11 protein-coding genes are annotated in these 10,612 nt (G+C 63.1%); 4 read left to right on the top strand and 7 right to left on the bottom strand.

Annotation, left to right across the window (positions count from 1 at the left end; translation table 11 throughout):
- Together HP546_RS18935 and HP546_RS18930 are read right to left on the bottom strand one after the other, a co-directional pair.
- Positions 1–1,219: proton-conducting transporter membrane subunit (locus HP546_RS18935; protein WP_306125242.1), on the bottom strand; the 1,219-nt coding region annotated here is incomplete at its 3' end.
- A 149-nt stretch (positions 1,220–1,368) separates the two neighbouring features.
- Entirely contained in the window at positions 1,369–2,319 is a 951-nt protein-coding gene (locus tag HP546_RS18930; RefSeq protein WP_172228312.1) for a DMT family transporter, read from the bottom strand.
- Between the two features lie 83 nt (positions 2,320–2,402).
- Between HP546_RS18930 and HP546_RS18925 the strand changes: the two genes are divergently transcribed.
- On the top strand, positions 2,403–2,966 hold the full coding sequence (locus HP546_RS18925) for an XRE family transcriptional regulator (RefSeq protein WP_172228310.1): 564 nt from the start codon (positions 2,403–2,405) through the stop codon (positions 2,964–2,966).
- Between the two features lie 30 nt (positions 2,967–2,996).
- Here HP546_RS18925 and HP546_RS18920 read toward each other — a convergent pair whose 3' ends face one another.
- Positions 2,997–3,545 carry a cysteine hydrolase family protein gene (locus tag HP546_RS18920; RefSeq protein ID WP_172228308.1) on the bottom strand — a complete coding sequence of 183 codons (549 nt, stop codon included), beginning with the start codon at positions 3,543–3,545 and terminating at the stop codon, positions 2,997–2,999.
- A gap of 82 nt (positions 3,546–3,627) precedes the next feature.
- Between HP546_RS18920 and HP546_RS18915 the strand changes: the two genes are divergently transcribed.
- Entirely contained in the window at positions 3,628–4,611 is a 984-nt protein-coding gene (locus HP546_RS18915; protein WP_172228314.1) for a GlxA family transcriptional regulator, read from the top strand.
- Between the two features lie 88 nt (positions 4,612–4,699).
- Positions 4,700–5,080: an antibiotic biosynthesis monooxygenase gene (locus HP546_RS18910; protein ID WP_172228306.1), complete on the top strand. Its 381-nt coding sequence runs from the start codon at positions 4,700–4,702 to the stop codon at positions 5,078–5,080.
- Here the strand turns inward: HP546_RS18910 and HP546_RS18905 are convergent.
- Positions 5,059–5,829 (bottom strand): S9 family peptidase, encoded by a 771-nt coding sequence (locus HP546_RS18905; RefSeq protein ID WP_172228304.1) that lies wholly within the window; start codon positions 5,827–5,829, stop codon positions 5,059–5,061. The genes HP546_RS18910 and HP546_RS18905 overlap by 22 nt on opposite strands.
- Positions 5,813–6,931, bottom strand: a complete 1,119-nt coding sequence (locus tag HP546_RS18900; protein WP_172228302.1) for a DUF3182 family protein — start codon at positions 6,929–6,931, stop codon at positions 5,813–5,815. The genes HP546_RS18905 and HP546_RS18900 overlap by 17 nt, the downstream gene beginning before the upstream one ends.
- Positions 6,932–7,150: 219 nt before the next feature.
- Between HP546_RS18900 and HP546_RS18895 the strand changes: the two genes are divergently transcribed.
- Positions 7,151–8,959, top strand: a complete 1,809-nt coding sequence (locus HP546_RS18895) for an aminopeptidase P family protein (RefSeq protein ID WP_172228300.1) — start codon at positions 7,151–7,153, stop codon at positions 8,957–8,959.
- Positions 8,960–8,998: 39 nt separating this feature from the next.
- Here the strand turns inward: HP546_RS18895 and HP546_RS18890 are convergent, their stop codons facing one another.
- Both HP546_RS18890 and rhtA read right to left on the bottom strand, forming a co-directional pair.
- On the bottom strand, positions 8,999–9,280 hold the full coding sequence (locus HP546_RS18890) for a hypothetical protein (protein WP_172228298.1): 282 nt from the start codon (positions 9,278–9,280) through the stop codon (positions 8,999–9,001).
- A 189-nt stretch (positions 9,281–9,469) separates the two neighbouring features.
- A complete protein-coding gene (gene rhtA / locus HP546_RS18885; RefSeq protein ID WP_172228296.1) occupies positions 9,470–10,357 on the bottom strand; it encodes a threonine/homoserine exporter RhtA in 888 nt (295 codons plus the stop codon).
- Positions 10,358–10,612 lie beyond the last annotated feature (255 nt).

Below are 10,612 nucleotides of genomic sequence, written 5' to 3'. Positions count from 1 at the left end.
CCCAGGCGGTGCTGCTGATGAACACGGTCTCGGCGAAGAACATTTCTTTCGACAGAAAACCGTTCATCAATGGCACGCCGGCCATCGAGGCGCTGGCGACCATGGCCAGGGTGGCGGTGTACGGGACAAGGCGTATCAGGCCACTGAGGCGACGGATGTCACGGGTGCCGCTTTCGTGGTCGATGATGCCGGCAGCCATGAACAGCGAGGCTTTGAAGGTGGCGTGGTTGAGAATGTGGAACACCGCGGCGACGGCAGCCAGAGGGCTGTTCAGGCCAAGCAGCAGGGTAATCAGGCCCAGGTGGCTGATGGTCGAATAGGCCAGCAGGCCCTTGAGGTCGTTCTGGAACATCGCCGCGAATGCGCCGAGCAGCAAGGTAAGGGCGCCGGCGCCGCCGACGATCCAGAACCATTCCTCGCTACCGGAAAGCACCGGCCATAGGCGTGCCAGCAGGAACACCCCGGCCTTGACCATGGTCGCCGAGTGCAGATAGGCCGATACCGGAGTAGGCGCTGCCATTGCATGGGGCAGCCAGAAGTGGAAGGGAAACTGTGCGCTCTTGGTCAGCGCACCGAGCAGGATAAGCGGTAGCAGCACCGGGTACAGCGCGTGCTGGCGGATGGTGTCGCCGGCAGCCAGGACCTTGTCCAGGTCGTAGCTGCCGACCACATGGCCGAGCAGAAGCGCCCCCACCAGCAGGCATAACCCCCCCGCGCCGGTCACCATCAACGCCATGTAGGCGCCGCGGCGGGCGTCGGCGCGGTGGTGCCAGTAGCCGATCAGCAGGAACGAGAACAGGCTGGTGAGCTCCCAGAAGAACACCAGCTGAATCAGGTTGCCAGAGATCACCAGGCCCAGCATGGCGCCCATGAACGCGAGGAAGAAGGCGAAGAAGCGCGGTACCGGGTCTTGCGGCGACATGTAGTAGCGCGCATACAGCGACACCAGCGTACCGATGCCCAGTACCAGCAACGAGAACAGCCAGGCAAAGCCGTCCATGCGCAGCACCAGGTTCAGCCCCAGGCTGGGCAGCCACAGGAATTCTTCGCGAATCACACCGCCATCGGCAACCTGGGGGTACAGCAGTGCTACCTGGACAGTGCCGACCAGGGCCACGAGCCCGGCAAGCACGGACTCGGCGTTACGTGCGTTGTGCGGCAGCACGGCTGCCAGGCAACTGCCCACGAACGGCAGAAGCAATAGCACTATCAATGACATAGCGTTCTATTCTGAGAAGTTTGCCAAGGATCATACGTGCCGAGGGGATGATCACCAACACGCAAGCTGTCGCAGGATCCTACAAAGAGGCTGTGACAAGCTGTTTTTTTATAACATTTCTTTACAAAGCATAGCTGCTGTTTACCGCTTTACAGCCCGGCCTGGCGTTCGCCTTCTGCTTGCACTTCACGCGCGTCGGCAGCTTCGCGTGGGCGGCGTATTCTGAGCTCGCTGACCACTACGGCAATCACGATCAGCAAGCCGCCGAGCAGCGCCACGCCCGGCAGGCGTTCGCCGGCGAGGCGCCCGACGATCCCGGCCCACACCGGTTCTCCGGCATAGATGAGGGTGGCGCGAGTGGGTGAGACCGACTTCTGCGCCCAGTTCATCGCCACCTGTATGACCGCGCTCATGGCGCCCAGGCCCACGGCACTGGCCAGCAGCAGCCAGGAGAAGTCGGGAATGCGCTCCTGGGTCGGTACGATCATCAGGAATGCCAGCAGCGAGGCAGTCGCCAGTTGCACCACGGTCACCCGGCGCACATCGACCTGGCCGGCGTAGCGGCTGATCAGGATGATTTCGGCAGCGATGGCCACCGCGCTGACCAGCGTCACCATCTCGCCCTCGCTGAAGTGCAGGCTGCCGCCTTCCGGCCCGGCCAGCAGCATCAGGCCGACAAAGGCCAGACAGATGCCGATGCTGGGCATCAGGCCAGGGCGCCGGCCCAGGACCAGCCATTGCAGCAGTGGTACGAAGGGGACGTAGAGCGCGGTAATAAATGCAGACTGGCTGCTGCTGATGGTTTGCAGGCCCATGGTCTGCAGGCCATAGCCAAGCATGATGGTTACGCCGATCAGCATGCCGGCCTTCAGTTCGGTGAAGGTCAGCCCGGGTAACGCCCGCGCCGACACCACGCCAACGAACAGCGCGGCCGCAGCAAAACGCAGGCCGACGAAGAACATCGGGCCACTCACGGTCATCACGTTATGCACCAGCAGGAAAGTGCCGCCCCACAACATGGTGATGAACACCAGCACCAGTTCGGCCTTGCTCAGGCGAAAGGTAATGGCGGGGGTCGACTTGTTGCTGGGCTGGCTCATGCTCTTGCGCACTCGGAGGGGGCGGCGCACAATCGCCGCAAAGTGGGCAGTATACTGCGCAATATCGACCAGTGAGCAATATAGTGCACAAAGATTCTTCGCACCGCGCATCCGTGCTGCAACATGTCAGCCACAACGTCCGCCGCCTGCGTAACGCTTGCGGCCTGAGCCAGACGGCGCTGGCCGAACGCTCCGGGGTCAGCAGGCGCATGCTGGTGGCCATCGAGGCAGGGGAAAAGAATGTCAGCCTGACCACTCTTGACCTGATTGCCGAAGCCTTGGGCGTGGCCTTCAGTACGTTGATTCAGGCACCTGACCAGCGTGATCCGGGGCGTATCGACGAACTGGCCTGGGCCGGCGAGTGTCCGCAGAGCCGGGCAGTGCTGCTCGGCACCAGCCCGGCCCGCCGCGAGGTGGAGCTTTGGGAATGGACGCTGGCGCCGGGCGAGTGCTATTCCAGCGAGGCCGATGCGGAGGGCTGGAGCGAGCAGATCTACGTGGCTGAAGGGCAACTGACGTTAGTCATCGAGGACATCGAGTTTCGCCTGCTTGAGGGGCAGTTTCATGTGTTCCCCAGCAATTGCCGGTATGCCTATCGCAACGATGCGACGGTGGCAGTCCGGTTCGTGCGCAATGTTGTGATCTGATCGAGTCTCATCGGCCACTCGGGACCTGTGTCAGTCCTTCATCAAATCGTCAGTCTTCACCACCTTGGCATAGGCAAACGCCAGCGCCGCCATCGCCGAATCATGTACCTGCGCTGCCGGCACCTGTTTGCCGTTGAACTCCAGCGGCAGCGTCGCACACGCATCGTGCGCCACGGTCACCTCATAGCCCAGGTCGGCCGCGGCCCGGGTGGCGGCGTCGATGCACATGTGGCTCATGCTGCCGGCGATGGTCAGGGCCTCGACGCCGTGCTGGTCCAGTGTCTGCTTGAGGTTGGTGCCAAGGAACGCATTCACCTTGTGCTTGAGCACCACGGGTTCATCCTGCAGTGGCTGGACCTTGGGGTGGATGGCCGCGCCAGGCGACTCAGGCGCGAAGAATGGCGCATCGGCGCTGTCGAACTCGTGGCGCACATGCACCACCAGGTCACCGCGCTGGCGCGCCGCTGCCAGCAGCCTGGCGGCATTGTCGGCCGCCTGGTCGGCACCCTCCAGGGCCCACTTGCCGCCCGGGAAGTAGTCGTTCTGGATGTCGATGATGATCAGCGCTTGCTTGCTCATGCTGCCTCCTGTGGCAGTAGTCGTTGTGTGAGGTTAGTTATAGGCTGTGTGCACCGACCTGACGATTGGCGTGACCGACACTATGCGGGCAAAAACTGACACCTCTGCCAACCTGGACATTGGCCTGCTGTTGTATCCCGGCGTGCAGCGCGCCGCCGTGCATGGCCTGGCCGACCTGTTCCTGGTGGCCAACCGGGTTGCTGCCGAGCTGGGCGCCGTCGACTTGCCGCCGGTGCGCATCAGCTATTGGCAGGCAGATGCGGCAGGGCAGTTGTTGCCAGCTGTTGATAGCTCGCCAGTCGTTGTACCGGGCCTGCGCGTACTGATCATTCCGCCAAGCCTGGAATCGGCACCACCGGGCGAGTTGCTCCAGCGCCACCGCGCGTCTTTGTGTCAGCTCCACGCGAGCGGCACAGTGCTGGCGTCGGTGTGTATCGGGGTGTTCTTCATCGCCGCCAGCGGCCTGCTCGATGGCCGCCCGGCCTGTACCCACTGGAACTACGTGCATGCACTCGCCCAGCGTTATCCAAAAGTGCGGGTAGAGGCTCAGCAGCCGTTGCTCGATGACGGTGACATTGTCACTTCGGCCGGGCTGATGGCCTGGACCGACCTGGGTCTGCGTTTGCTGGAACGGTTTCAGGGAGCAACGGTGGCGCGGGAGACGGCCCGCTACCTCGCGGTCGATCCGGTCGCGACGCCGTTACCTGGTGCGGTGTTCAACCCGCGCCTGGACCACGGCGACGAGGCTGTGCTGAAAGTGCAGCACTGGCTGCAGGGCGATCGCGGGCAGGATGCAGGCCTTGCTGCAATGGCGGCGTGCGCCGGGCTGGAGGAACGCACCTTCCTGCGGCGCTTTCGGGCAGCCACGGGTTTGCGCCCGACCGAGTACTGCCAGCAGGTCAGGGTGGGGCGGGCGTGTCGCTTGCTGGAATTCACCCGGCGCAATGTCGAGCAGATCGCCTGGGGCGTGGGTTACCAGGACGCAAGTGCGTTTCGCAAAGTGTTCCAACGCATCACCGGACTGACGCCGAGCGATTACCGGCGGCGGTTTGCGGTGACAGGGTAGGGCTCGGAAACCACTTGACCTTGACCTTGCTTGAGGTTTTACCCTGCCGTGCATCGCGCTGCATGCGTCCTTGACCAGGAGACCGTTGATGACGGCAAGCCCTCATGCCCTGTGGTTCACACAGATGATCGAATACCAAGTGCCGAGCATATACCAGCACGCCCTGGTCCAGGCCCTGGTAGCCCGCAGCGAGGCGCTGGCTAACCGCTGCGAAGGGCTGCAAGGTGTCAGCATCCAGGCCAGCGACGACGGCAGCCGGGTACTCCAGTACCTGCAGTGGCAGTCGCGTCAGACGTGGGCTGCGGCGGCTGCCTGCTTTGTCGAGGAGCCGTTCCTTGAACTGCTTGCCCGGCACCAGGCGCGTGGCGTCAACTTTGCCGCGTACCAGGCGGTACGCAGCCTGGTACGGGGTGAAGATGGCGGCCTGCATTGCCAGGTGGGCAACCCTCAGGCGTACCAAGGTGCATAGTGCGGATAGCGGTCCAGTCGGGCGCCGATGACCATTTCGCTGACCCAGGCCGCCAGGATCGAACTGTAGGCCTTCTGGCTCTCCTCGCTGGACAATGCGTGGTCGGCACCGTCGACAATACGATGGGTCAGCGAATGGGCGCTGATGAAAGCCGAACGGTAGCTCATCAGCGTGCTGTGCGGCACATAGTCGTCCTGCTCGGACTCCACCAGCAACACATCCCCGCTGAATTCGGCACAGGCCGCCAGCGCACGGTTGTCGGCCGGGCCCAGCGGTCGCTGGCGGTAGGCGTTCAGCCGTTGCCGGTCGAGGGTTTGCTTGGGCATATCCCATTCATCGTCCCAGTACATGGCGGGTACCCGCAGGGCCAGCCATCTGACCGACCGCTCGCGGGTCAGCAAAGTCGCCAGGTAGCCACCATAGCTGCTGCCGATGATGGCGATCGCCTGCGGATCGACCGCGGGGTGGCCGGCAAGCCGGTCGTACGCCACCATCAGGTCCTGCAGGTTCTGCTCGCGGGTGACGGTCAGCCGCTGGCTTGCGGTTTTTTCATGGCCGCGCAGGTCGAAGGTCATGCATACGCAACCCAACCCGGTGATGTGCCGGGCACGGGCCAGGTCGCGTTGCTGGCTGCCGCCCCAGCCGTGCACGAAGAGAATGCCCGGCATCTGGCTGCCGGGGCTGACCAGGGTGCCAACGATGCTGTCGTTTTCAACTTGCAGTTCAACGGTTTCACTCTGAATGGCCATGCTCGCGAATCCGCGCAAATTTGCTGAGTTGTCCGAGTTCACTGTCGTTTCCTTGATAGAAGAGGGTGGCATCAGAGGGGAGGTCAGGGGTGCCGAACACTTCATGGGTGGACGCGTGCACTCGTTGCAATGCAGGGTCGTCGGCAAACGCCTGCAGGGCCAGCAGTTCGGCACTGCTGGCGCCGCCCAGGCGCCAGGACTGCTCGAGTACACCGCTGCGCAGGTGGCCTTGAGGGTCGCGGCCGCGAGCAATGTCGTAGTTGCGGCGTGAGGCGATGAAGCCCGGGAAGTGCTGCTCGGCAGCCTGCTCGTAGGCAATGGCCTGGTTGATCGCCAGGCGCAGGTGGTCTTCCAGTGGCAGTTGCAGCAGCGCCTGATAGTCGCCACGTACCACCACCAGGTCCGAGCCGCCATAGACCTCGGCTCCTTGATGGTCGTGGGTCAGCTGCTGGGTGCCGTGATAGCTGCAGGTCAGGCCGGCAACGCGCACCTGGCCGACACTGAAGGTTTCGACCTTGCTCAGGTCTTCTTCAAGCACCAGTCCCCACAATGCCAGCTGCTGGTCGTCCATGCTGGCCAGCAGGGGCTCCAGCGCATCCGCGCTGTCGATAACCTGCTGCCCGCGGCCGGCACAGGCCAGCACAGGCTTGACCCGCAACGGGCCGTCCATCAGCAACAGCTGAGCAGCGGTACGGGCGTCGGCCTTGTTGAACACGGTATAGCCGCGCAGCAGGGCGTCGCTGGCCTGCCGGGCGAAGGCATCGGTCCAGCCAGGCGGGAAGCTTGCATTGGCGGGCAGGGGGTGGGAGATCGCCTTGGTCGCCATATAGGGGCTGGTGACCACGCCGCCGAACAGGTCCTGCTCGTCGCAGATGCCGATGGTGGCCTGTCGCTGGGGGTCGATCAGCGTTTCGGTGGGCAAGTAGTAGTAGCCGTCGTCGGCGGTTGGCGGGTCGGCCGGTTTCATGTGCGGGCAACCCAGCAGGCGCGCCAGGCCATCGGCAAGCTTCTGGTGTACGGCACGCTCGTGATCGGGTGTGCTGGCGCGGGTGTCGAGCAGCACCACGGCAGTTTTCGGCTTGCAGACACTGGGCATGGTCATTTGCCTGTGTGCAGTGAATGTACTGCGTGTGAAGCCGGCATCTTGCGGAAGTTCAGTAGGACGTGATCGGTGGTCCTCGCCCGGTTGTAGGAAGCGTCTGATTGCACAAGGCATGGCGGGCAATACATGCCTTGTCTTGGTCGACGTGATTGCAGGGGCTGGGCGGCTGTTCCATTATCGGAGCATTGGACCAACCGTGATGTAGCCGCAGGAGAGCGCATGAACGTTCAGACCACCCTTGAGCCAAGCGTACCGCAGCGACTGGCGCGCGTGCGCCAGACCATGGCCGCCGGCGGCATCGATGCCTTGCTGGTGCCTTCGGCTGACCCGCACCTTTCCGAATACCTGCCCGGTTACTGGCAGGGGCGCCAGTGGCTGTCGGGGTTTCACGGCTCCGTGGGCACGCTGGTGGTCACCCCTGACTTTGCCGGCTTGTGGGTCGACAGCCGCTATTGGGAGCAGGCGGAGCATGAGCTGGCCGGCAGCGGCATCGAACTGATGAAGCTTGTGCCGGGCAAACCCGGTGCGCTGGAATGGCTGGGTGAAAACGTCAAGTTGGAGGGTAGCGTCGCGGTGGATGGTGCGGTCATGGCCCTGGCGTCGGCACGCCAGTTGGGCGAACGGCTCAAGGCCCGTGGGGCGCGACTGGTGACGGACCAGGACGTGCTTGGGCAGGCCTGGGAAGGGCGCCCGGGTCTGCCAGGTAACCCGGTGTACCAGCACTTGCCGCCACACGCCACGGTGAGCCGGGCGGAAAAGCTCGCGCAGCTGCGCAAGGACATGCACGCCAAGGCGGTCGACTGGCACTTCATCGCTACCCTCGATGACATTGCCTGGCTGTTCAACTTGCGGGGCAGCGACGTCTCCTATAATCCGGTGTTCTTGGCATTCGCCCTGATTAATCAGCAACAGGCCATCCTTTTTGTCGGCCCGGACAAGCTCGATGCGCACCTGCGTCAGGTGCTGGCGGCCGACGGCATCGAGGTGCGCGACTATAACGAAGCAGGCCAGGCGCTGGGTGCGGTACCGGCCAGCGGCCGGCTGTTGGTGGATCCGGCGCGGGTCACCTGCGGCTTGCTGGATAACCTGCCTGCAGAGGTGGAGCTGGTCGAGGGGGTCAACCCCACTACCCTGAGCAAGTCATGCAAAGGTGGCGAAGACCTGGTGCACATTCGTCAGGTGATGGAGCAGGACGGCGCTGCCCTATGCGAATTCTTCGCCTGGTTCGAGGCCAGCCTGGGGCGGGAAGTCATCACCGAGTTGACCATCGACGAGCAACTGAGCGCTGCGCGTGCACGCCGCCCAGGTTTCGTTTCGTTGAGCTTCTCGACCATCGCCGCTTTCAATGGCAATGGCGCGATGCCGCATTACCGTGCCACCGAGCACGCACATGCGGTCATCGAGGGCGATGGTTTGCTGCTGATCGATTCGGGTGGGCAATACCTGGGGGGTACCACCGACATCACCCGCATGGTGCCGGTGGGCGAGCCCAGCCTTGAACAGAAGCAGGATTGCACGCGCGTACTCAAGGGCATGATCGCGTTGTCGCGCGCCAGCTTCCCGCGCGGGGTGCTGTCGCCGTTGCTCGATGCCATCGCCCGGGCTCCGCTGTGGGCTGACCAGGTCGATTATGGTCACGGCACGGGGCATGGGGTGGGCTATTTCATGAACGTTCATGAGGGGCCGCAAGTGATTGCCTACCAGGCGGCAGCCACGCCGCAGACCGCGATGCAGGCGGGCATGATCAGCTCGATCGAACCGGGCACGTATCGCCCCGGCCAGTGGGGCGTGCGCATCGAAAACCTGGTAGTCAACCGTGAGGCGGGCAAGAGTGCCTTCGGCGACTTCCTGAAATTCGAGACATTGACGCTGTGCCCGATCGACACCCGCTGCTTGCTGCCCAAGTTGCTGGCCGAGGAAGAGCTGCAGTGGTTGAACGACTATCACTCCACGGTGCGCGAGCGCCTGGCGCCCCTGCTCAATGGCGAAGCGCTGGCCTGGCTGGAGGCGCGTACCGCACCCCTCTAAGGAGCAAATTAAAAGGGCAGCTTCAGCGCTGCCCTGTTGCTACTTGCAGACGACGATCATGCTGCGGCTGGTGTAGCCCGCCGGGTTGATCCCGAACAGGTAGTCACCCTGCTCTTCGTCGGTGTCACCTGAGCGGGCGATGACCCTGTAGCCTCGTGCGCTGCACGAACTCGCGGCCTTGCTGTAGCACTTGTCCCATGAGGAGGAGAGGCCAGAGCAATTGATATGCAGCCCCTTCTTCCCGCGTTTGACCTCAGTCTTGGCCGTGGCGGCACATCCAGCAATTGCCAAGATGGCCAGGATGAGCAAAATACGTTTCATTCCTGTCCTTAAATGCAGGGCGGTCCAGTGTCTGGCCCTGTCGTTATCGCTTCGAATCTTCCTGAAAGTTCCCCAGCGTCCGTGGTCGGCTCAGTAGATAGCGTAAAGATGATGATTCTGTGACAGCTTAATCAGCGAGACGGGTCGCTTCAATCACTATTCCCGTCTCAAATGAAAATATTTCTCATATCAGTCTGCGGCGATGGCCGGGCTCGGCTCCTTGCGCATGGACAGGGTCGTACCGACCGAGGCGGTAATGATTGCCAGAATCGCCAGCCACTGGGTAACCGTCAGCACCTCGCCGAGGAACAGCAGCCCGGACAGCGCACCGAACGCCGGTTCGATACTCATCAGGGTGCCGAAGGTGCGCGCCGGAATGCGCGTAAGGGCAACCATTTCCAGGCTGTAGGGCAGGGCGGTGGAGAGTATTGCGACTCCAATCGCCATCGGGATCACGGCGGGCGTCAGGAGTGCGGCGCCGGCGTGGACAATACCGATGGGGGCGACGAACAGGGCGGCGACCACTACCCCTAGCGCCGCAGTCTGGATGCCGTGTTCGGCGCCGGCACGCTGCCCGAACAGGATGTACAGCGCCCAGCAGACACCAGCGCCCAGGGCGTAGGCAGCGCCCACCGGGTCGAGTGCCTGGCCGCTGTGGCCTGCTGGCAGCAACAGCAGCAGGCCGGCGATGGCCAGGCCGATCCACACGAAGTCGATCGCCCGCCGCGAGGAAAAGATCGCCACTGCCAGCGGGCCGGTGAACTCCAGCGCAACGGCGATACCGATCGGTACGGTTTGCAGCGCCATATAGAAGAGGAAGTTCATGCCGCCCAGGGCCATCCCATAGATGATGACATTGCGCAGTGCGCTGGCAGTCATTCGCACTCGCCATGGCCGCAGGATCAACAGCATGATGATGCTGGCGAAGATCAGGCGCAGGGTGGTGGTGCCTTGAGCGCCGATGATGGGGAACATGCTTTTGGCCAGGGAGGCGCCGGTCTGGATCGAGGCCATGGCGATGAGCAGCAGGCCGATCGGGAAGAGGGTAGCGGCCAGGCTGCGGGGCTGGGTGTTCATTTAGGTGGGGGAATCCTTGGGCGGGCTTGGGGGTGTGCGCAGTATAGTGCGCAAAGGTGGTTGGGTGGTGCAAGGGGGTTGTGGCGGGCACCTGGCGGTCTTGATATGGTCTTTTCCCCGTATATTTTACTTTCTTGAAATTAAAGGTTGACGCCCTTTCGAATCCCCTTATAATGCGCCCCACTTCCAGCGACAACGGAACGACAAACTCCTTGATATTCAACGAGTTAGGTAGTTCAGAAGATGCTGTAAGGG

Origin of the sequence: Pseudomonas sp. CM25, from assembly GCF_013179705.1 — a bacterium.
Taxonomy (GTDB): domain Bacteria; phylum Pseudomonadota; class Gammaproteobacteria; order Pseudomonadales; family Pseudomonadaceae; genus Aquipseudomonas.
The sequence above is the reverse complement of the archived record's forward strand: the minus strand, read 5'-3'. Positions and strand labels throughout refer to the sequence as shown.

Bases quoted from the DNA above. Each gene is read 5' to 3' on its own strand.
- HP546_RS18930 (WP_172228312.1), bottom strand. From the start codon at position 2,319: ATGAGCCAGCCCAGCAACAAGTCGACCCCCGCCATTACCTTTCGCCTG.
- HP546_RS18920 (WP_172228308.1), bottom strand. From the start codon at position 3,545: ATGAGCAAGCAAGCGCTGATCATCATCGACATCCAGAACGACTACTTC.
- HP546_RS18915 (WP_172228314.1), top strand. From the start codon at position 3,628: ATGCGGGCAAAAACTGACACCTCTGCCAACCTGGACATTGGCCTGCTG.
- HP546_RS18910 (WP_172228306.1), top strand. From the start codon at position 4,700: ATGACGGCAAGCCCTCATGCCCTGTGGTTCACACAGATGATCGAATAC.
- HP546_RS18905 (WP_172228304.1), bottom strand. From the start codon at position 5,829: ATGGCCATTCAGAGTGAAACCGTTGAACTGCAAGTTGAAAACGACAGC.
- HP546_RS18900 (WP_172228302.1), bottom strand. From the start codon at position 6,931: ATGACCATGCCCAGTGTCTGCAAGCCGAAAACTGCCGTGGTGCTGCTC.
- HP546_RS18895 (WP_172228300.1), top strand. From the start codon at position 7,151: ATGAACGTTCAGACCACCCTTGAGCCAAGCGTACCGCAGCGACTGGCG.
- HP546_RS18890 (WP_172228298.1), bottom strand. From the start codon at position 9,280: ATGAAACGTATTTTGCTCATCCTGGCCATCTTGGCAATTGCTGGATGT.
- rhtA (WP_172228296.1), bottom strand. From the start codon at position 10,357: ATGAACACCCAGCCCCGCAGCCTGGCCGCTACCCTCTTCCCGATCGGC.